At 64.8% G+C, this 21,237-nt stretch carries 19 protein-coding genes and 1 riboswitch; of the genes, 11 read left to right on the plus strand and 8 right to left on the minus strand.

Annotated elements, in window-relative coordinates; translation table 11 throughout:
- Positions 1–13: 13 nt before the first annotated feature.
- The 9 genes from CR152_RS21600 to CR152_RS21640 are packed head-to-tail and all read left to right on the plus strand — an operon-like array spanning position 14 to position 9,295.
- Entirely contained in the window at positions 14–1,273 is a 1,260-nt protein-coding gene (locus tag CR152_RS21600) for a hydroxymethylglutaryl-CoA synthase family protein (protein WP_099878367.1), read from the plus strand.
- On the plus strand, positions 1,261–2,052 hold the full coding sequence (locus tag CR152_RS21605; RefSeq protein WP_099878370.1) for an enoyl-CoA hydratase/isomerase: 792 nt from the start codon (positions 1,261–1,263) through the stop codon (positions 2,050–2,052). Before CR152_RS21600 ends, CR152_RS21605 begins: the two co-directional genes overlap by 13 nt.
- The gene (locus CR152_RS21610) at positions 2,052–2,801 is read left to right on the plus strand and encodes a polyketide synthase (protein ID WP_099878371.1); all 750 of its coding nucleotides are present in this window, start codon (positions 2,052–2,054) and stop codon (positions 2,799–2,801) included. The genes CR152_RS21605 and CR152_RS21610 overlap by 1 nt, the downstream gene beginning before the upstream one ends.
- Before the next feature lie 21 nt (positions 2,802–2,822).
- Positions 2,823–3,062, plus strand: a complete 240-nt coding sequence (locus CR152_RS21615; RefSeq protein WP_099878374.1) for an acyl carrier protein — start codon at positions 2,823–2,825, stop codon at positions 3,060–3,062.
- Positions 3,049–4,302, plus strand: coding sequence for a beta-ketoacyl synthase N-terminal-like domain-containing protein (locus tag CR152_RS21620; protein WP_099878377.1), 1,254 nt, complete (start codon positions 3,049–3,051; stop codon positions 4,300–4,302). Before CR152_RS21615 ends, CR152_RS21620 begins: the two co-directional genes overlap by 14 nt.
- A gap of 32 nt (positions 4,303–4,334) precedes the next feature.
- Positions 4,335–5,468 carry an ACP S-malonyltransferase gene (gene fabD, locus CR152_RS21625; protein ID WP_099878380.1) on the plus strand — a complete coding sequence of 378 codons (1,134 nt, stop codon included), beginning with the start codon at positions 4,335–4,337 and terminating at the stop codon, positions 5,466–5,468.
- Positions 5,469–5,518: 50 nt separating this feature from the next.
- Entirely contained in the window at positions 5,519–5,812 is a 294-nt protein-coding gene (locus CR152_RS21630; RefSeq protein ID WP_099878383.1) for a hypothetical protein, read from the plus strand.
- The gene (locus CR152_RS21635) at positions 5,812–6,783 is read left to right on the plus strand and encodes an acyltransferase domain-containing protein (protein WP_099878385.1); all 972 of its coding nucleotides are present in this window, start codon (positions 5,812–5,814) and stop codon (positions 6,781–6,783) included. The genes CR152_RS21630 and CR152_RS21635 overlap by 1 nt, the downstream gene beginning before the upstream one ends.
- Complete coding sequence (locus CR152_RS21640) at positions 6,776–9,295, plus strand: methyltransferase domain-containing protein (protein ID WP_099878388.1); 2,520 nt, start codon at positions 6,776–6,778, stop codon at positions 9,293–9,295. Before CR152_RS21635 ends, CR152_RS21640 begins: the two co-directional genes overlap by 8 nt.
- Here the strand turns inward: CR152_RS21640 and CR152_RS21645 are convergent.
- The 4 genes from CR152_RS21645 to CR152_RS21660 form a co-directional block, all read right to left on the minus strand.
- Positions 9,285–10,118, minus strand: a complete 834-nt coding sequence (locus tag CR152_RS21645) for a 4'-phosphopantetheinyl transferase family protein (RefSeq protein ID WP_099878390.1) — start codon at positions 10,116–10,118, stop codon at positions 9,285–9,287. The genes CR152_RS21640 and CR152_RS21645 overlap by 11 nt on opposite strands.
- Before the next feature lie 105 nt (positions 10,119–10,223).
- Positions 10,224–12,674: an apolipoprotein N-acyltransferase gene (gene lnt, locus CR152_RS21650; protein WP_099878393.1), complete on the minus strand. Its 2,451-nt coding sequence runs from the start codon at positions 12,672–12,674 to the stop codon at positions 10,224–10,226.
- 5 nt (positions 12,675–12,679) lie between these two features.
- A complete protein-coding gene (locus tag CR152_RS21655; RefSeq protein ID WP_229413497.1) occupies positions 12,680–13,372 on the minus strand; it encodes a hypothetical protein in 693 nt (230 codons plus the stop codon).
- Positions 13,373–13,389: 17 nt separating this feature from the next.
- The gene (locus CR152_RS21660; protein WP_099878395.1) at positions 13,390–14,478 is read right to left on the minus strand and encodes a hypothetical protein; all 1,089 of its coding nucleotides are present in this window, start codon (positions 14,476–14,478) and stop codon (positions 13,390–13,392) included.
- Between the two features lie 314 nt (positions 14,479–14,792).
- Positions 14,793–15,010: riboswitch (cobalamin riboswitch) on the plus strand.
- 186 nt (positions 15,011–15,196) lie between these two features.
- Between CR152_RS21660 and CR152_RS21665 the strand changes: the two genes are divergently transcribed.
- Complete coding sequence (locus CR152_RS21665; RefSeq protein ID WP_157778646.1) at positions 15,197–17,299, plus strand: TonB-dependent receptor; 2,103 nt, start codon at positions 15,197–15,199, stop codon at positions 17,297–17,299.
- Between the two features lie 18 nt (positions 17,300–17,317).
- Here the strand turns inward: CR152_RS21665 and CR152_RS21670 are convergent, their stop codons facing one another.
- Positions 17,318–17,629, minus strand: a complete 312-nt coding sequence (locus CR152_RS21670; protein WP_099878400.1) for a cupin domain-containing protein — start codon at positions 17,627–17,629, stop codon at positions 17,318–17,320.
- A 10-nt stretch (positions 17,630–17,639) separates the two neighbouring features.
- Positions 17,640–18,242, minus strand: a complete 603-nt coding sequence (locus CR152_RS21675) for a DJ-1/PfpI family protein (RefSeq protein ID WP_099878403.1) — start codon at positions 18,240–18,242, stop codon at positions 17,640–17,642.
- 79 nt (positions 18,243–18,321) lie between these two features.
- Between CR152_RS21675 and CR152_RS21680 the strand changes: the two genes are divergently transcribed.
- A complete protein-coding gene (locus CR152_RS21680) occupies positions 18,322–19,299 on the plus strand; it encodes a GlxA family transcriptional regulator (RefSeq protein WP_099878406.1) in 978 nt (325 codons plus the stop codon).
- Positions 19,300–19,343: 44 nt separating this feature from the next.
- On the opposite strand, the gene CR152_RS21685 is transcribed toward CR152_RS21680, so the two are convergent.
- Positions 19,344–20,519, minus strand: coding sequence for an MFS transporter (locus CR152_RS21685; RefSeq protein WP_099878409.1), 1,176 nt, complete (start codon positions 20,517–20,519; stop codon positions 19,344–19,346).
- A 133-nt stretch (positions 20,520–20,652) separates the two neighbouring features.
- The gene (vioE, locus tag CR152_RS21690) at positions 20,653–21,228 is read right to left on the minus strand and encodes a violacein biosynthesis enzyme VioE (protein WP_099878413.1); all 576 of its coding nucleotides are present in this window, start codon (positions 21,226–21,228) and stop codon (positions 20,653–20,655) included.
- Positions 21,229–21,237: the final 9 nt, after the last annotated feature.

Below are 21,237 nucleotides of genomic sequence, written 5' to 3' on the forward strand. Positions count from 1 at the left end.
CCGGAGGAAGCACGTGAGCATCGTTGGAATCGAAGCAATGAATTTGTTTGCCGGCACGGCATTTTTGGATGTCACCAAGCTGGCCGCGCACCGCAAGCTGGACATGAGCCGGTTTGAAAACCTGTTGATGAAGGAGAAAACCGTCGCGCTGCCGTACGAGGACCCGATCACCTTCGCCGTCAACGCGGCCAAGCCGATCGTCGACGCCTTGAGCCCGGAAGAAAAAGACCGCATCGAAATGGTCATTACCTGCACCGAATCGTCGTTCGACTTCGGCAAATCGATGAGCACCTACTGTCACGATCTGCTGGGCCTGAACCGCAACTGCCGCCTGTTCGAGCTGAAAAACGCCTGCTACTCGGGCGTGGCGGGCTTGCAGATGGCGATCAATTTCGTGCTGTCGCAAACCTCGCCCGGCGGCAAGGTCCTGGTGATCGCCACCGACGTTTCGCGCTTCATGGTGGAAGAGGGCGGCGACGCGCTCTCGGCCGACTGGTCGTTTGCCGAGCCGAGCGGCGGCTCGGGCGCGGTGGCAATGCTGGTCAGCGACCGTCCGCACGTGTTCCAGATCGACGTGGGCGCCAATGGCTACTACGGTTTCGAAGTGATGGACACCTGCCGTCCCTCGGCCGACACCGACGCCGGCGACACCGACCTGTCGCTGCTGTCGTACCTCAATTGCTGCGAGAACGCCTATCTGGAGTATCAGAAACGGGTCGACGGCGCCCATTTCGGCGACACCTTCGGCTACCTCGCGTACCACACGCCGTTCGGCGGCATGGTCAAGGGCGCGCACCGCAACATGATGCGTAAACTGGTCAAGGCCAAGCCGGCCGAGATCGAAATCGACTTCCAGAACCGGGTCACGCCAAGCCTGACGCACTGCCAGCGGGTCGGCAACATCATGGGCGCCACCGCCGCGCTGGCGCTGGCCAGCACCATCGACAACGGCGAATTCGACCAGCCCAAGCGGGTCGGGATCTTTTCGTACGGTTCCGGCTGCTGCTCCGAGTTCTTCAGCGGTGTGGTGCGCAAGGAAGGCCAGGAGCGCCTGCGCGAACTGAAGATCAAGGAAACGCTGGACAACCGCTACGAGCTGTCGATGGAACAGTACGACCGCCTGCTCGAAAAGAGCCGCGAGCTCAAGTTTGGCACGCGCAACATGGTGCCGGACGCCAGCTTCATTGCCGAGGCACGCACCACCCTGAACCAGCCGACCCTGCTGCTCAAGCAGATCAAAGAATTCCACCGAGAATACGAATGGGTGTCCTGACCAGCAGCTACGACACCTTGCGCGTGCGCTTCGACGATGACATCTGCTTCGTGCAGATGCATCGGCCCGACTCCGGCAACGCGATCAACACCTTGTTGATCGAAGAGCTGGGCCATGCGCTGGGCGCCTGCGTCGGCCACGCCAAGGTGGTGGTGCTCGAAGGCTTGCCGGAAGCGTTCTGTTCGGGCGCGGACTTCAAGGAAATCCAGACCAGGGTCGATGGCGACGGCCAGGGCGGGCAGGATGGGCAAGACCCCGCGCCGCTGTACGACCTGTGGCACCAGCTCGCTTGTGGTCCGTTCGTGACGGTGGCCCACGTGCGCGGGCGCGCCAACGCCGGCGGTATCGGCTTCGTGGCCGCCTGCGACATCGTCCTGAGCGAAACAAAGGCGGTGTACAGCCTGTCGGAACTGCTGTTCGGGCTGATGCCGGCCTGCGTGCTGCCTTTCCTGATTCGCCGCGTGGGCTTTGCCAAGGCCAACTACATGACCCTGATGACGCAGCCCGTTTCGGCCGCGCAGGCAATGGAATGGGGCCTGGTCGATGCCTGCGACGACAACAGCGATAACCTGGTGCGCAAGCACTTGTTGCGGCTGCGCCGCCTCGGCAAGGACGGTATCGCGCGCTACAAGCGCTACGCCGGCAGTCTGGACGACGCGCTGGTGGCTGCGAAACCGAAGGCGCTGGCCGCCAACCTGGAAGTGTTCACCGATCCGGGCAACCTGCACACCATCGCGCGCTATGTGCGGACCGGCAAATTTCCGTGGGAGGCAGACTGATGCTTGATCCGATCGTCGAGGTCAGGGATCTTGAGGCGGGAATCGTCCAGGTCACCATGCAAGACCGTGTGAACAAGAACACGTTCACCGACGGCTTGATCGGCGGGCTGACCGCGGCCTTCGCCGACATCGGCGCGCGCCAGGACTGCAAGGTCGTCATCCTGACCGGTTACGACAGCTATTTTTCCAGCGGCGGCACCCAGGAAGGCTTGCGCGACCTGTTCGAAGGCAAGATGAAGTTCACCGACAAGGATCTGTACAGCCTGGCGCTCAATTGTCCGATACCGGTGATCGCCGCGATGCAGGGCCACGGCATCGGTGGCGGCTTCGTGATGGGCATGTTCGCCGACTTCGTGATCCTGGCGCGCGAAAGCATCTACACCGCCAATTTCATGAAGTACGGCTTTACGCCCGGCATGGGTTCGACCTTCATCCTGCCGCAAAAGCTCGGCATCAGCCTGGCCGGCGAAATGATGCTGACTGCCTCCACCTATCGTGGCGAAGAACTGCATAAGCGCGGCGTGCCGTTTCCCGTGGTCGCGCGCGACAAGGTCCTGGAGCAGGCGCTGGAACTGGCGCGCACCCTGGCCGAGAAGCCCAGGTTTTCGCTGGTGACCTTGAAAGACCACTTGGTTTTCCCACTGCGAAAACAGTTGGCAGCGTTCATCGAGGACGAGATCGCAATGCATGCGCTCACCTTTCATCAACCCGAAGTCAAGCAGCGCATCGAAGCGTTTTTCGGCAAGTAGTTTATTCAACAGGAGAGTACTTTGAGCAAAGACCGCATTTACGAGATCATCGTCGGCCACACCCGCGAGGTGGTGCCCAGCCTGGATGGCCATCCATTCCAGCAAACAGATTCGCTCAAGTCGCTGGGCGCCAATTCGATCGACCGCGCCGACATCATCATGATGACGCTGGAATCGCTGTCGGTCGACATTCCCCTAATGCTGCTCGCAAAAGCGGACAACATCGGCGATCTGGCGCGCATGATTCATGAAAAGTCCTAGTCGACCCGACTTGGTCGTGAGCGGCATCGGCGTGACCTCGGCCATCGGCCAGGGCCAGGAAGCCTTCCTGGCGGCGCTGATGGCCGGGCGCCACCGCTTCGACACGATGCACCGGCCGGGGCGGCAGCGGCCCGATGGCGCCGACAGCCCGGCCATTCCGGGTTTCCTCGGCGCCGAAATCGGCGAACTGACCATGCCCGATTCGGTGCCGCGCATCCTGCTGCGCACCGCGTCGCTGTCGGGACAGGTTGCATTGGCGACATTGCACGAAGCGTGGGTTGACGCCGCGCTCGGCGAGGTTGCCCCTGAGCGCATCGGCATGATCGTCGGCGGCTCGAACGTGCAGCAGCGCGAGCTGACCCTGGCGCACGATAACTACCGTGGCCGCGAGCAATTCCTGCGTCCGACCTACGGCATGTCGTTCATGGACAGCGACCTGTGCGGCATGTGCACGGAGGTCTTCGGCATCCGCGGCTTTGCCTACACCGTCGGCGGCGCGTCCGCCAGCGGGCAGCTCGCCGTGATCGAGGCGATGCGGGCGGTCGAGTCGGGGAGGGTGGACGTGTGCATCGCCGTGGGCGCGCTGATGGATTTGTCGTACTGGGAATGCCAGGGTTTCCGCTCGCTTGGGGCGATGGGATCGAGCACCTACGCCAACGAACCGGCGCTGGCTTGCCGCCCGTTCGACCGCGACCGCGACGGCTTCATCTTCGGCGAATCGTGCGGCGCGGTGGTGGTGGAGCGTGCCGATGCGTCGCGCCGCACCGACCGCGCGCCGTACGCGCGCCTGACCGGCTGGGCCATGGCGATGGATGCGCACCGCAACCCGAACCCGTCGGTCGAGGGCGAGATGAAGGCGATCAAAGGGGCGCTCGCGTGCGCCGGACTGACGCCGGCGGACATCGATTACATCAACCCGCACGGCACCGGCTCGCCCATCGGCGATGTCATCGAGCTGGAGAGCATCCGCGAATGCCGCTTGGGCCACGCCTGGCTCAATGCCACCAAATCGGTGATCGGCCACGGGCTGACCGCCGCCGGCTGCGTGGAGCTGATCGCCGTGATGCTGCAAATGAAGGAAGGCCGCCTGCATCCGACCAGGAACCTGGATAACCCGATGGAGACGGCCATGAAATGGGTCGGAAAAGAAGCGGTATCGCATTCGATCGACAACGCGCTGAACCTCTCCATGGGGTTTGGCGGCGTGAATACCGCGGTTTGCCTGCAACGCTATTCCTGATAACGCTTGATTCACCTTTTGGAGCCGTATTAATGAAGACATATATGTTCCCCGGCCAGGGTTCCCAGTCCACGGAAATGGGCGCCGGCCTGTTCGACCGCTATCCGGACCTGACCGCCACGGCCGACCGTATCCTTGGCTATTCCATCAAAGAGCTGTGCATGGAAGATCCGCGCGACGAGCTCGGAAAAACCCAGTTCACCCAGCCGGCGCTGTATGTCGTCAATGCGCTGTCGTATTACAAAAGGCTGGAAGAGACCGGCCAGGCGCCCGATTTTTTGGCGGGCCACAGCCTCGGTGAATTCAACGCCTTGCTGGCGGCGGAGTGTTTCGATTTCGAGACCGGCCTGAAACTGGTGCAGAAACGCGGCGAGCTGATGGCGCAGGTAAGCAATGGCGCCATGGCAGCGGTGCTCAACGCCAGCAAGGACGATATCGAAGGCATTCTCAAGGCAAACGGACTGAATCAGGTTTATCTGGCCAATTACAACACGCCATCCCAGATCGTGCTGTCGGGCCTGTCGGAAGAAATCGCAGCCGTGCAGAAGTTTTTCCAGACCGGGAAAATGCGTTACTACCCGCTGGCGACCAGCGGCGCCTTTCACTCCGCCTTCATGCAGGACGCGATGGAGAAATTCAGGGACTTCCTGAAAGAATTTACTTTCGCCGCTCCCAAGATTCCCGTGATCGCCAACGTGACCGCCCGGCCGTATCGGGCCGATGCGCTGCTCGATACCTTGTCGGCCCAGATCGCCAGTACGGTGCGCTGGTCGGAGAGCATCCAGTATCTCCTGGCGATGGGCTTGGAGCGCGGCGAGGTGCCTGTATTCGAGGAACTGGGTCATGGAGACGTGCTGACCAAGCTGGTCATGACGATCAAGCTGCAGACGCCGGAAGCGCTACTCAACGAACTCATCAAAACGGGTTTGTCGGGCGAGGCGGCGTCCGCACCGCTGCCAGCGCCCATCAAGCTGAACGATGCACAGGAAAAAATCGCACTCTGGAAAAAGATGCACCCGATTGGAACCAAAGTGAAATCGTCGCTGCTCAATCTGGACAATCTCGAAACCCGGACCGATGCCGTGCTGCTGTTCGGACACAGGGCGGCGGTGTACCTGAAGGGATACAACGGCTATTTTGCGCTGGACGAACTGACTCCGATGTGATTTCGCCCCCTGTTTTCCGCAACCACGCAGTTCATCGTAGAGGTGTTTATATGACAATCGCTCAATATCGTATCTTCGGCATCGGCTCGGATAACGACGATCTTCACTATATCGGTTGGACCCGCCGAAGCCTGGATGAAGAGAAAGCGCAGATTTTCTCGGACGTGGCGGAAAGCGGCAGCCATGACATTGCGGACTGGGTAAAACAGGCAGTCGACGGCGGCAAGATCGATATCTTTGAAATCGAACTGGCGCCGTCGGTGGAAGACGCAAGGGACTCGGCCACATTCTGGTGCGAATACTACCGCACGCTCGGCATCAACGTCGTGACCGGGCTTTGTTGATGATGCAGGCAAAAACCGTGTTCATGTTTTCGGGCCAGGGATCGCAGTACTACCAGATGGGCAAGCAACTGTTCGACGCCGACACGGTGTTTCGCAGCTGGATGACGCGGCTGGACGACCTGGCCTGCAAAATCGCTGGCCGCCGCATTATCGATACTGTGTACTCGGCGCCCAAATCGGCGACGTTCGATGACGTCGCCTACACGCATCCGGCTATCTTCATGGTCGGATACGCGCTCGCGCAATGCCTGATTGCGCGCGGCATCCTGCCTGACCTGACCCTCGGCTCCAGCCTGGGTTCGTTCGCCGCGGCCGCCGTGGCCGGGTACATCGATGCCGAAGACGCGCTGGGGGCCGTGCTGGAACAGGCGGCTTCGTTTGACACCTCGTGCGAGCGCGGCGGCATGATCGCTATCGTGGCCGACCCGTCGCTGTACGAGGAAGACTTCTTGAAGCGGCACAGCGCGCTGGCGGGCATCAACTTCAGCACGCATTTCGCGGTGTCGGCCGCCCACGCCGATCTCGACACCATCGAAGCTGTCCTGCGGCAACGCGGCATTACATTCCAGCGGCTGGCGGTACGCTACGCTTTCCATTCGGAGCGGATCGACCTCGCCGAGGAACAATTCTCATGGTCCATGAAGTCCATTCCGCTCGCGAAGGGAACGCTGCCACTGGTGTGCTGCGCGCGCGGCGCCGTGCTGGGGCAAGTGACCGAGGACTACTTTTGGCAGGTGGTGCGCCAGCCGATCCGCTTTCGCGAAGCCATTGCCTCGTTGGAGGCGCAGGGCACGCATCGCTACATCGACGTCGGACCGTCCGGAACGCTGGCGACCTTCGTCAAGTACGCCTTGTCCGACCAATCGGCCTCCAGCACGCACGCGACCCTGACGCCCTACGGCCAGGACCTGAACAACCTGGCCAGACTGGCCGGCGACGCCCACCCACGGAAAATGGAACAACATGGCTGATTGGAATAACGATCTCGGCGAGGCGCTCGCCTCGGGCGACACGGCGCTGATGACGGCGATGCTGGAGCGGGTGCCGAAAGAGGTGCTGGAAAAAGCGCTGCCCTATCTCGACAAGCTGGCCAAATCGAGCGCGCGCGACGGCAGATTGGAAGAATCGCTGAGTTACTACGATCATCTGCTGCGCGCCGTTCCCGAGCACGCTGGCTGGCATGCCGAGCGTGCGCGGCTGCTGCAGAAACTGGAGCGTGGCGCGGAAGCGCTGGCGGCGTACCAGCAGGCGCTGCGCATCGAGCCGGGCAACGAAGCGGTCGCGCAAAGGATGCGCGAGGTGGAAGCGGAGCTGCGCAAGGCCGCGCTGCTGCGCCAGACCATGGACCCGGGCGTCGCGCAGGAAGCGCTGCACATCGAACTGCCGCCACCGCCACAGGTCACGTTCGATCCGGCGCTGCTGGACGACCCGTCGATGCCGGCGTCAACCGATGCGTATCGTGTAGACGGGCTCAAGCAGCACCTGCGGCGCTACAGTGCGCAACTGTCGCCTCGCAATGCGATCAATCGGCTGGACGATCACGTATGGCTGGCGGCGTGGGACCAGGCGCTGTCGGGCACGGCCGGAGAGCGGGTGCTGTTCCGTGGCAGCGAGCTCGGGGTGTTCGCCTTGCGCGCGCTGCATCATGGGGCAGCGCATGCATTGTGCGCCGAAGCATCGCCAGTCGACGCGCGCATTGCCACCGGCATGGTCCAGAAGCACTTCCTCGGCCCCTGGCATGCGCGCCACGCAGGCGCAATCGACGGCTGGACCGAGGAGGAACGGCGTCTCTCGTTCGACGAATTCACCAGCCGCATCGATATTGCCGCAGGCGGCAATGCGACGGCTGTGACGGCGCAGAGCGACTGTTTCGTGTTCCCGAATATCGACCACAGCCTGCTCGGCACCGGCATCGTCAAGGCCCTGCGCAAGCATGCGGCCGATGGTGGGGCCGCGCGCGTACTGCCCGCCAAGGCCAGGGTGTTCGCGATGGCGGTACAGTGGAACTACGCGGGGACGGACCATTTGCTGGAGCCGATGAACCGGCTGCGCTGGAGTATGTACCCGCAAGCGCTGGACCTGGCGCCCGACTGCTGGACCGCGCTGACGGAGCCTGTATTGGCCGGCGAGATCGACTTCGAGAACTTCGCCGAAGCCACGTGGAAGCTGTCGCTTGCCGCTACTGCCGACGGCAAGGTCGATGCGATCATCTTTTGGTTCGAACTGGAACTGGGGACCGCGCGCATCAGCAACGCGCCAGGAGGGCCGCTGCGCTGCATCAAGCCAGCCATCCAGTACACCGACCCGATCGCCGTGCAGTGCGGCGCTGCGCTGAAGGTGAGCGTGCACGTCGGCGAAACGCGGCTGCACTTCCGGACCGAGCCGGCAGCGCTCATGCAGCGCACGCGGGCGCTGCCAGGCTGGTATGTGCCGATGCTGGCCGACCGCGCGCGCAACGACGCTTTCCAGGCCGCGCTGGCGAAGCACCCCGCCAACGTGGTTCTCGATATCGGCGCCGGCTGCGGCCTGCTGTCGATGATGGCGGCGCGGGCCGGCGCGGCGCGCGTGGTCGGGTGCGAAATCGATCCGGCGATTCTGGCGGCGGGCAAGGAGGTTGTCGCGCTAAACGGGCTATCCGGGCAGATCGACTTGATCGGCAAGGATTGCCGCAAGCTCAGCGTACCGGACGATCTGCCGCAGCGGGCCGACCTGGCGGTGTTCGAACTGTTCGACTGCAGCCTGATCGGCGAAGGCATCCTGCATTTCCTGGCGTATGCGCGCGAGCATTTACTGACGGACGACGCGCGCTTCGTGCCCGCACGCGCGCGTATTCGCGCCATGCTGATCGAGCACCGCATCGACCGTATTTGGGATATCGACGCCAACTTGCTCAATCCGTATCAGGCCTCGCCCACGTTCGTCAACGTCGACGCGGCAAAGCTGAACTACCGGGTTTTGAGCGAACCGTTCGATGTGTTCGCGTTCGACTTTGCGAGCGCCGGCCCGGAACCCCAGGACACGGCGTTGAACCTGCCGGCGACTGCGCCCGGCACGGCAGGTGCGGTGCTGTTCTGGTTCGACCTCGGCATGGGGGAGGGCGACTGGTTATCGAACGATCCGCGCCAAGCCGGGCGGCCGCACTGGAAACAGGGGCTGCAATATTTGCCGGAAGCGCGCATCGATGCGGGCCAGGTTTTGCCGCTGGTGGCCCGTCATAACGGCAGCGCGTTGTCGTTCCAGTGGCAGCCGGACGTGCTTCCCAGGGAAGCGATGTCGAACCTGCCGCGCTGCGACCCGCGTGGCCTGGCGGCCAGCGCCGAGCTTGAGCAGCAAACGGGCGGCCTGCTTCAGCACTGCATGCAGAATCCGGACGAATACGCCAAGGTGGCGGAGATCGCCAAGCGTTTCGCGGTCGATCCGGCGGCGTACGACCTCGATCCGACGATTGCGCAGCGCTTCGCCTCGATGTTCTTCAACGGCTAGCGCGGTCGGCTTTCAGCAGCGTCCACGCGAAAGGGGCGTCGGAGACGGTCGGGATGGCGCTGCGCACTGTCAGCAGCGGCTCCGCACCGTCCAGGCGTTCGGCGCACAGGGCAAGCAGGTAATCGGGCGTTGGCTGGAACTGCCAGAAACGCCAGCGCGCGGCATCGTCACCCAGATCGGGTCCGATGGTCAGGCGCACCTGGCGCTCGTCCGGGAAGTCGAAGCTGAAGCGGTCGAGCGGAATCGACAGGCCCATGCCGCGCGCCTTGATGTAGGCTTCCTTGAAGGTCCAGTACTCGAAGAAGCGGTTCTGGCGCCGTCCGGGGGGCACGCCGGCCAGCTCCGCCACTTCCGTCGGCGAGAAGAAGTGCTCGGCGATGCCGCCCGAGACCTCGCGGGCAATCAGGTTTTCCACATCGACCCCCAGCACCCTGTCGCGCGTCACGGCCATGGCGATCAGGCCGCGCGTGTGCGACAGGTTGAAGCTGAGCGTACGTGCTTGCGGGTGGTCGTTGGCGATAGCGGGACGCCCGTAATCGTTGGGGGTGAATACCCAGTCGGCCGCTTCGAGCGGAGCGTAGCGCGACAGCACGGTGCGCACCAGCGCGCGCGTAGCGAGGTAGCGCAGGCGGTCGTCGGCGAAATGAAAGCGCAGCTGCTGCGCGCGCTCGGACTCGTTGAGCAGCGTGAGCAAGGTGGCCAGCACGGCCGGGTCGGCGATATCGTGGTAGAAGACCAGCCAGATATCGATCTGCCTGGCGCTGATCGGCAGGCTGACGCCATGCGAGGCGCCGTCGGGGGAGCTGAAACGGTATGGGGTCATCGATCGCGCAACGGGTTATGGGACACAGCAGCGATCGAGTTTAGCAGATGATGCAAGGGCGCGGGCGAGATCGACACGTGACCCGGCCGGCTTCGATCACGTTTCCTACGCGCGGTAGACGGTCAACAGCAGCCACGCAGGCAGGCCGAGAAAAAGCGCAACGTGGCCACCGCGTTCGAGCCGCTGCCGGATATCGATCGCGCGCGCGGGGCGCAACCATGCCGCCAGCAGCGTAGCGGCTTCAATCGCCGAGCGCAGCAGCGCCTCGCTCAGCACCACACCGATCGACCATGCGGCCCACCACAAAGCGAAGGCGGTGAGGTACGCCCTCAGGCCGAAACTGTAGTACTCGCCGAAAGCGCTGCCGTAGGAAATATGCTGGTGCAGGTGGAAAGCGGGAATCGCAAGCGCAAGCGGAAGCAGGACAAATTTGGCGAACGGATGATCGAGCCGCGAGCGCCGGATCGCCAGGCCCGCTTGCGCATACGCCTGAATCACCGTCCGCGTGCGCGCCTTCACCGGAGGCCCGCCGGCGGCTACCAGCGCAGCGGCGAGGACGCCCGGGTTGTCCAGCGCGAGTGCATAGCGCCGCCCGCAAGCGAGCTGCAACGAGATCCCGGGGCAGGGAATGGGCAGGCGCCAGCACTGCATCGCGGCGATGTCGCACAGCGCGAGCTCCAGGCGCCGTGCGTCGCGTGTCAGCAACAGGTGGCCATTGGCGATCGATGCCTTTGCTGAAAAAAGGAACAGCACGCCCCACGCGGCGGCTTCAGGAACAAGGAAGAAAGCGGAAAAGATCCGGACTTGCGCCAGCGTGTTGGTGCGCAAGGCATCGTCCAGCAGCAGTGCCGCGCACATCCAGAGCAGGCTGCCGCGCGCGAAGGTACGCAACAGGCCCGCAACGATGCGGGCGGCGGGCGGCAATACAGCGACCTTGACCGGCTCGAGCACTCCAGGGCGCGCCGGCGCCGGAGCGTGCGCGGTGCGGCGCCACGATGGGGAGACCGACCATGCCGCCAGCACCACCAGGAAGGCGCTGGCGGCGAGCCCGACCCAGTCGCCCCAGAGCACCATCAGCGTGCGCCTCGGGATGCGCACCGGCACATCGGCGATCACGAGGGTGCGTTCGCCCATGCGCGTGCCTGCGAGCACGCTGCCGGTGGCGTCGATGGCGGCGCTAAAGCCGTTGGTGGTGGCGCGAAATTGCGGCAGGCGCGTTTCAATGCTGCGAAATGCCGCCGCGACCTGGTGCATTTCCGCACCCAGCGCGGTCGCCGTGAACCAGGAATCGTTCGACATCGTGAGGATCGCCTGCGCGCCGAGCCGGGCGCCATCGATGGCGAGATTTGTATCGACATCGTCGAGGCAGATCAGGGGCAGTACCGGAATCTCGCGTCCGTCGGCCAGGCGCAATGGAAACACGCGTGCACCGTTACCAGGCCGCCAGTCGCCAGTCCACGGCAACCAGCGCCGCAACAGCGGTCCGTCCAGCCAGGCCGGGACGTATTCGGTGAGTGGAAACAGACGCGTCTTGCGATAAAAGCCCATCAGGCCGGTGCCGGGCTGCACGAACGCGGCTGCGTTGTATTCGCCGGCGCTGTCGCGATCGTAGGTGCCGAAGACGAACGGCACGCCGGCCGAATTGACGATGGCCAGTATTTCACGGTCGAATTCGGCGCCGGCTTCGCTCTTTGGATTGCCGAACGTGGTGGGGTAGGCGGTCTCCGGCCACAGGACCGCATCCGCTTGCTGCCGTACCACAGCGTCGTAGCTCATCGCGAAGTGCGTATCGAGCACCTCGCGCACTACCGCGTGCGTTCCCTTTTCCTGGCGCTGGCGGTCGTAGGCGACGATGTTCGATTGTATCAATCCCATGCGCAGCGGCTTGCCCGCGGGGCCGGGGCTGGCGGACAGCACAGCCAGGCCATAGCCGGCCAGGAGCACGGGCACCAGCGCGGCCAGCGCGAGCGGCCTGGCGATCGCGCGCAGGCCGCCGCTGCGCCGCGCCAGCGCCGCCGCAACGCCTTCGTTGGCCAGCAGGAGCAGAACGGTCAGGCCGGCGGTACCGCCCACATCGGCGCCCTGGCGCAGCAAGCGCGATGGATAGAGCCCGTGGCCAATTGTGTCACCGAGCAGTCCGGGCACCAGCCGTTGCATCGCTGCCCAGGCCGCAGCGCCCGCCAGCGCGCCCAACACGGCGCCGTAGCGATGCCTTGTGATGTGGCGCACCAGCGCGAAGACCAGAAATTGTGGCTGGAACAGCGGAGCGGCGAGCAGCAGCAGCGCCACGCCGGTGGCCGCGCCAACCTGCGCATACAGCCCGAGCGCGATGCCGAACCAGGCGAAAGCGGCCGCCGTGAAGGCCAGCGTCATGAGGTAGGCACGCAGCAGCGCCGTGGCCAGCGTGGGGCTGGTGTCGAGGTTGCGCAGCCACGGCACCAGCAGCACGAAACCGAGCACCCAGGCCGCGCCGCCGCGCGCGTACAGCGCCACCATGGCGCCACTGGCGAGGATGCCCCCCGCGGTGCGTACTGCCGGATTGGACAATAGGGTCATGGTGTTCAGCGGCCAGGCCGTGTCTGTGCGATTGCCGGGGGGATGACGATGCGCCGGATCGGCATGCCGGGCGGCGCCAGTTCGGGCGGCACGATGCCGTTTTTGGGCATGGCGACGCTCTTGCCGGCAGCGTCGAGCAATTGAAAGTCGGGCGCGAACATCAGGACCGCTTCGATGCGCTGGCCGTCATCGGTTGCCTGGTGATGGCGCACGTAGCCCTTCGGTAAAACAAAGTCCTCGGGAACCGCCAGCCCGACCAGCGGCGGACTGGTTCCCGGCGGCGAAAAGGCGCCCAGGCCGGAGTGGATGCCGCGCTGGTGCAGACGTTCGATGACTTCGGCCATGCTGGGATTCTCGCCGCGCGCAACGTAGCTTTTGAGGTCGGGCGTGGGGTCGGCGTCGCCCTCGGGCGCACGCGCCTGTTCCTTGCGCGGGATGGTGCTGTCCGGCGCGCCGGGCACGGTGGCCGGGACCGGGGCCTGGGCCGGCGGCATCGCCTGCGCAGGCAACGGCGCCGGCGTGGCGGCGACGTCGCTCGCGCGGCGCGATGGCATCCACAGGAGCGTGAGCATGACGCCGCCGGCGATGCAGAGCAACACCGCGATGGCAATGCGGCCCCGGGATGGGCCCCAGGCATGGCCAGCAGCGCTGTTCTCGCTGCTGGCCGCTGCCGGCCTGGAACGCGGAGGCGTATCCAAGGATCGGCGCCTGGCAGTTACGGCGTGGCCGGATTGTAGGTCGATACCGCCCAGCCGATGCGCTCGTGGCCGTACTGATTCCAGATCGGGCTCTTGCCGCCGCTAAACGTGGTGTAGCGGGGCGCGCCGCTGCCCGTGGTGCTGCCGAACAGGCCGGAACTGAAGGTGCTGCCGTTGTAGGTCGGGTGGGTGTCGTCCGACTGGATGTAATCGTAGCTGCTGCTTGACGATACGAAGTGCGTGTTGGCGTCGCGGATCGTCGAGCGCAGTGCCGATGTGAGGCGGTTGACATAGCTCGCTTCGCTCTCGCCGCTCACATAGCGCAGCCCCTCGGCGTCGATCCGGCCGTCGCCGTTGCTATCGTAGTCGGCGCCCATGTACTGGGCGAAGTTGTCCGCGCACTGGAAGCCTTTTTGCCGCGCGACGTCGCACATCATGAAGTTCATCCGCGCCAGGGCGGGCAGGAACTTGTCCTGCATTTTCACGGTGGCGCCGGTAGCGGCATCCTTGCAGGTACTCTGCACATTGTCCACCGCATAGCCCGGGTAGTGCAGGTTGGAGATCACTTTCAGCTTCACACCCGCATAGGCGTTGGCATTAATATAGTCCATCGCGGCCGTGACGTACTTCTTGCAGCTATTTTCCGCCGCGGTCAGTCCGCTGTAATTGCAGGTGCCGGTCTGGCTCTTGAAGCTGGCGCGCGCCTGCAAGCCATCGTTGCCGCACATCTCGAAGGTGACGACGCGAGTGTTGCTGGCTTGCATGTACGAGCGCTCAGCCACGATTTTATTGTTGTACACGTCTTCGGCAATCGCACCGGACTTGGTGCGGCGCACGCTTTCGATGTCCGTGCCCCACTGCGCAGAGAGGTATTCCGCGTTCACCGTTGGCGCCGCGTATTTGGCCGCGCTGGTGACGGAGCCGTTGAAACCCGCATAGATCGAGTCCCCGTAGGCGACGGAGCGGTACTTGGTGGAAGTGCCGGCCCGGTCGATGGTCCACGAGGCGTTCTGGTTGATGGTACTGGCGGCTGCCTCTGAATACGAGACCAATAGTGCGAGTGCGGGTAGTAAAGTGTGCAAGGAACGACGAAAGCGAATGCTCATGTAGTGTCTCCTTTATAGTGGGTCCCAGCATGCAGGCTGACTATTCAGTAAGCCTGAGCTCGGTGTTCTTAATGTATTTCAAATACGAACAACAGTGCTAATTAAGCATTCGTGTTGTACATAAAATATTGAAAATGCGTGAATTTGTTGTAAATGTGTAGTGCGATCACCCTACGGCGGCCATGACCCGCACAGCGCTGGCCGGTGCCGGAACCTGGCCGGACGCCAGCGCTCGCCGCCAGCGCCGCTGCGGCCCGGTGCGCCCGCGTCAGCGCAGCAATAGGGTGACAAATGTGCTTTGTCGAATGTAAAATGCGCCCCAATACGTGAATGGTGCCCTCCCGCTTGTCGGCCGGAGGGTGAAACGGGAAGCCGGTGACGCACGAGATTTTCATCTCGCGCCAGTCCGGCGCAGCCCCCGCTGCTGTAAGCCTGACGACTTTGATCGAACGCCACTGTGCATCGCATGGGAAGGCAAGACCAGGGAAGGATGAAGGCGAGCCAGAAGACCGGCCAGTCACGATGCATGCGCAACGCCCGGGGTGTGGTGTTGCCTGTTAGTTATTCGTCCTTTTTTCTTTTTGCTGATGCAATCGCACGCCAATGGCGTACGCGTATCCGTTCGCCCTTGGCGCGTGGCGCGTGCCGTGGCGGGGGCGTGCGCCTTCGCGAACTTTCACCGCCGGGGACCCGGTCATTTACTATGTCAGACGCTTCCATGATGCATTCCAGCCAAACTCGTCCTAACCCCATCCGCCCCATCGTCGCCGCCGTCGCACTCCTGTGCGCGTCCGCTGCCTGGGCCGGGCAAACCACGGTGATGCCGACTGTGACCATTCAAGCCGCCGCCGAGGATGAGGGCCTGGGGCTGAAGCGTCAGAACGCCACTGCCAGCCGGCTCGATCTGACGGCGCAGGACGTGCCTGCCAGCGTCGAGTCGCTCGGCGCGGCCAGCATCGAAGCGCGCGGCGATGTGCGGCTCAAGGATGCCGTCACCCGCACCACCGGCCTGACCGATATCAGCTCGCCCGGCAACGGCATCGGCTACGCGGCGCGCGGTTTCAGCGGCAATAGCGCCATCGCCATCCTGGAAAACGGCCAGCGCCCGCAGGTGGGCTCGGGCACGGCAACCTATCCGTCCGATCCGTGGGGTTATGAGTACATCGAAGTGCTGCGCGGCCCGGGTTCGGTGGTCCACGGCAGCGGTACCACCGGCGCCACCATCAATGCCGTGCGCAAGGCGCCGGCAGGCGCCACCTCGCTCGAAGCGATGGCCGGCATCGGCGGCGGGCGCGCCCTGCGCGCCGGCGTCGGCGTCACCGGTGCGCTGGGGGAGAGCGGCGCATTCCGTGTCGACGCCTATGCGGACCGCAGCGACGGGCTGATCGAGCGGGGCAATGCGCGCCACGGCAAGGTACTCACCAGCCTGGCCTATGCCTTGACGCCCGCCATCGACCTTGCCATGCAGCTCGACCATCTGGAACAGAAACCGCAGCGCTACTTCGGCACACCGCTGATCAATGGCGCTCTGGCGCGCGCACTGCGCAAGCAAAACTACAACGTGGGCGACGCCGACATCGGCTTCGACGACGACAAGGCGCTGGTCCGCCTTAGCTGGCGCGTATCGCCGGCCCTCACCGTCACCGACGAACTCGTGTATATGAAAGCGCGCCGCCACTGGCGCAATGCCGAAACCTATGATTATGACCCGCAAGCGAAGGTGGTCGAGCGCAGCGATTACATCGCCATCGGCCATGATCAGGAACAAAGCGGCAACCGCCTCGAAGCGCGCTGGAATGCCGGGGCCAACCGGGTCGTTGCCGGGTGGGAAGCGGCCACCATCAATTTCACCCACACCAACAACGCGCCGTACGGCGGTGCCTCCAGCGTGGCGCCGACCGGGTTCAACCCGGGCCGGTTCGACAGCCCCGACCTCTTGCGCCCGAATTTCACAACCCGCACCCGCAGCAATGCGCTGTATGCTGAAGACTCCTATGCGCTCAGCGAGACGCTGTTGCTGCTGGCAGGCCTGCGCAATGATCGTTACAAGGTCGGGCGCGTCAGCCTGCTGGGGGCGGCCGGCTTCACCTCGACGCTGCAGTCGACCGCCGTGCGGCTCGGCCTGACCTGGAAACTCGGGGACGACACCTCCCTGTACGGCCAGCTCAGCAGCGGCAGCGATCCGGTCACCAGCCTGCTGTCGCTGAACCTGGCCAACAGCGCCTATAAACTGACCCGGTCGCGCCAGGTTGAAACCGGCCTGAAACAGTCGCTGACCGGCGGCAAGGCGCAGTGGACCGCGGCGCTGTACCGCATTCGCAAGGATGACATCATCACGCGCGACCCGTCCAACCCGGCCTTGTCGGTCCAGGGCGGCGCGCAATCGTCGCAGGGGGCGGAGTTGAGCGCCAGCGTGGCCCTCGCGCCGGCATGGCGCCTGGACGCGAATGGCGTCTACACCGACGCCGCCTTCGACCGGCTGATCGAAAGCGGCAACGCGTCGCGGGCCGGCAAGCGACCCGCCGGGGCGCCGAAGTCCTCGGCCAATCTCTGGCTCAGTTACCGCGCCGGCGGCTGGCGCGCCGGCACCGGTGCGCGCTACGTCGGCCAGCGCTTCATCGACAATGGCAACACGCAGTCGCTTGCGGCCTATACGACGCTGGACGCCACCCTGGGCTGGCAGGTCAGCCGCCATGTGCTGGTACAGCTGAACTTGCGCAACCTCGCCGACAAACTGTACGCCAGCACCTCGTACGGCGACAGCCAGTACCTGCTGGGCGAGCGGCGCCACGCCGAACTGACCGTCCAGTGGCGCCACTGACCGGCCATGGCGCCTGGCTCAAACGCTGCCGGCGCGCTCGATGACGAGGATGCGCGCCTGTCCCCGTGGGTGCGCGCTGTGAGCATCGCCTTCGGCGGCGTAAAAGATATCGCCGGCGCGCAGGTGCGCCACCAGCTCGCAGCCATTTTCACGATAGTGCATCGCCACTTCGCCATCGAGTACCGCGAACACTTCGTCGCCGTCGTTGACATGCCAGGGGTAGGGCTGGTCGGTCCAGTGCAGCCGCACGGTGGCGTCCTGCATGACGGCGATCAGCTGCGCCTCCCAGGCGCGCGCGCCGGTGTAATCCTTGCTGCATATGATCTTCATCGCGTGATCCTCATCCCTGGTTCCAGTCGTAATCCATCTGGCGCGCGGTGCGCACGGCCAGCTCGCGCCCCGCCAGCCGTTCGACCAGGTGCAGCGACATGTCGATGCCGGCTGAAATGCCGCCGGAGGTGACGATGGCGCCGTTGTCGATCCAGCGCCGCTCCGCCAGGACGCGCAGCTGCGGGAACGCGGCGCGCAGATCGGCCACGTCTTCCCAGTGCGTGGTCGCCTCCTGATCGTCGAGCAGGCCGGCCTGCGCCAGCAGGAAGGTGCCGGTGCAGACCGACGCGGTCAGTTCCGACGCCCTGGCGGTGGCGGCGATCCAGGCAATCACGTCCGGCTTCGACATTTCGGCCGTGACCACGCCGCCGGGCACGATCAGCACATCGATGTCGCCGGCGCCGGCAAAGTCGGCTTCCGGCAGCACGCTCAGGCCGGCCCGGGCGCGCAGCATCGCCGTGGTGGCGCCGACCGTGCGCACCCGGAACGGCGGTGCGGCGTGCGCCATCGTCCTGGCGGCAACGCGCGTGGCGCAGGTGAACACTTCGTAGGGACCGGCGAAATCGAGTACTTCAACGTCGTCATACACATAAATACCGATGGTGCGTGTCATATTGCCTCCGTTAGTAACAGGTCCATCATGTCACGGCCAGGATTGACATAAATGACATTGATAGTGGAATATCTGCCATATGAAAACGATCGATATCTGGCTGCTGGTGTTCCCCGGCTTCGTACTCCTGGACGCGACCGGCCCCGCCCAGGTCTTTGGCAGCGCCAACGACGAGGCGCGCGATGCGGGCCTTCCGCAGCCTTACCGGATCCGCATGATCGCGCCCGGCGGTGGTCCGGTGACCTCCACGTGCGGCGTGACGGTGCTGACCGCGCCGCTGCCGGCGGCGGGGCGCAACCTGGCCGGGTCGACCCTGATCGTCTCAGGTGGACGCGGCATGGAGGAAGCGGACGGCGCGCATGACCCGGCCATGGTGCGCTGGGTGGCGCGTGCGGCCGGCCGCGTAGGGCGCTGCTGCGCGGTGTGTAGCGGCGCCTTTGTGCTGGCGCACGCCGGCCTGCTCGACGGCCGCCGCGCCGTGACGCACTGGCTCGACGCGGCTGCGCTGCAGGCGCAATTTCCGGCCATCGATGTGCACGACGACGCGATCTATATCAAGGATGGTCCGCTGTACACCTCGGCCGGCATCGCCGCCGGCATGGACCTGGCGCTCAGTCTGGTGGCGGAAGACCGGGGGCACGCCGCCGGCCTGGCGGTGGCGAAGCGGATGGTGGTGTTCTTCAAGCGGCCGGGCGGCCAGCGCCAGTTCAGTTCCCAGCTGTTGGCGCAGGCCGATCCGCAGGACGTGCATGCCCGGCTGATCGCCTGGCTCAGGCCGCGCCTGCGGCAGCAGATCGACGTCGACCAGATGGCGGCCGCGTGCGCGCTGTCGGTGCGGACCCTGCACCGCCGGCTGCGTCAGGCGGCCAACCTGTCGCCGGGGCAGCTGCTGCTGCGGCTGCGCATGGAGGCGGCCTGCGGCCTGCTCGAACGCCCCGGCATGACGGTCAAGCGCGCCGCCAGCCAGAGCGGCTTCGGCAACGAGTACAACCTGCGCCGCGCCTTTGCCGCGCAGCTGGGCGTGGTGCCGAGCGACTACCAGGCGCGCTTCGGCTGAACGTCGACACCATGGCGGCATGCGCCATGGTCAGCCTCATGTCCCTAGCTTCTTCCGAATGCCACAGCATCCGCATCGCGCGACTTTTGCCCGAGGTAAGGCAGCAAGCTGAGAAGTGCAAGGAGTGAGAGCGCGACACCGACCCACAGCGGCGAGCGCAAGCCCCAGCCCGCGGCAATCCCCAGGCCGCCTATCCACGACCCGACGCCCAGCCCGATGTTGATGACCGATGTGTGAACGGTGTTCACCAGTGGCCCGGGACGCACGGTCTTCATCACGCGCGCGATGATGGCGGGATTCATGGACATGCCAACCAGGCCAGTGACGACCAGCATCGCAACGCTGATCGTTTTATGGTCGGCGAAGAGGGCGAACAGCGTCAGGCTGATGCCCAGGAGCATCATGCCCCCGACCATGATGGGGATGGTGTACTGGTCCGCAAAACGACCCACCACGCCATTGCCCACCACGTTCGCGATGCCGTAGACACCCAGCAGCCATGGAATCGAGGAAGACGGAAAACCGGTAATCCCGGTCAGGATCGGCGTGTAGTAGCTGAAGGCCGCGAAGGTCGCGCCGATGATCAGTCCACTGCTGGCATAGGCCGTCCACAGATGGGGATTCTTGAACTCGCCCAGTTCGTCGCCGAGGCTGACCGCTTCGGACGGCTTGGAGCGCGGCACCAGGAAGGCAATCAGCAGCATGCACGCTGCCGCCAGCACCACCACCAGCCAGAAGCTGGCGCGCCAGCCCATGTGCTGGTCGATGAGCGTGGCCATCGGCACGCCCAGGACCGAGGCCAGCATCAGCCCGCCGATGACGACCGCCGCGGCGCGGCCGCGCGATTCAGGGCGCACCAGGTCGGCACAGATCGCCAGCGACATGCCAAAGCAGGCCGACCCGGCGACGCCGGTGGCAACCCGTGCGATGGCCATGATGTCGTAACCGGTGGCCGAGGCCGCGACGGATTGGGCAATGGCGTACAGGCCCAGCATCCACAGCAATGCCTGTTTATTCGGTACGCGCAGCTTGAGCAAGGCGACCGTGGTCAGGGGGCCGCCGATGACCATGCCGATGGCGTACAGCGAGATCAGGTAACCGATCTGGGCCAACGACACGCCCATCGCCTGGGCCAGTGACGGCATCATGCCCGCCACCATGAATTCCGACGTGGTGATCGAGAAAATCGTCAACCCGAGAATGTAGACAACCAACGGCATACAGGATTCCTTCGAGAGTAATGGCTGAAACTGGAATGATCGGTAGGGATGGCCGGTGGGGCCATCCCTGGAAAGCCGGCGGCGCAGGTCGTGCGCCGGGCTGATTGGCCGTTTGACGGGACGGAATGTCGTTTTATTCCGACACGAAAACGCTGGCCGCGATGTCGCCGGCAAGGAAGTTCGGAAAGTCGCGTACCGACTGATGCTGCGCGTCGTTGCCGGTGACCATGCGCAGCAAGTGATTGCCGCCGGCCTGGAGATAGAACACCGAGGCGGCTTTGCCCGGCCGCTCCACCACCCAGGCGTCGGCCGCCTGGCCCAGCACCGTGTGGCGGCCGTCATGACGCGCTTCGCCGTCGATCAGGATCGCCTGCGGCAGGAACAGCTCGTGGAAGGGCGTGACCTCATCGGCCAGCGCCCGCTCGTACAGCTTCACGCCGGCCGGCTCCGCCTCCCTGGCATAAGCGACTTTCTGTTTGCGGCTTTGTCCGCGCCTGGCGTCGCCGATTTCCGACATCCAGAGCCGGTGTCCCGTCTCCTTTTCCGACCAGGGATTGAACAGGCCGTCGATGCGGCAAATGTCGCGGGCATAGTCGAACCAGCAATAGCCGGAAGTGACCTCGTCGTCTTCCCGCATCGGCGACCAATACGAGATGTAGGCGCTGCTCCATTGCATCGGCAGCAGCGGCGGGGTGGCGTGCGGTGGCATGGCGTCTCC

Source organism: Massilia violaceinigra, from assembly GCF_002752675.1.
Classification (GTDB): domain Bacteria; phylum Pseudomonadota; class Gammaproteobacteria; order Burkholderiales; family Burkholderiaceae_D; genus Telluria_A; species Telluria_A violaceinigra.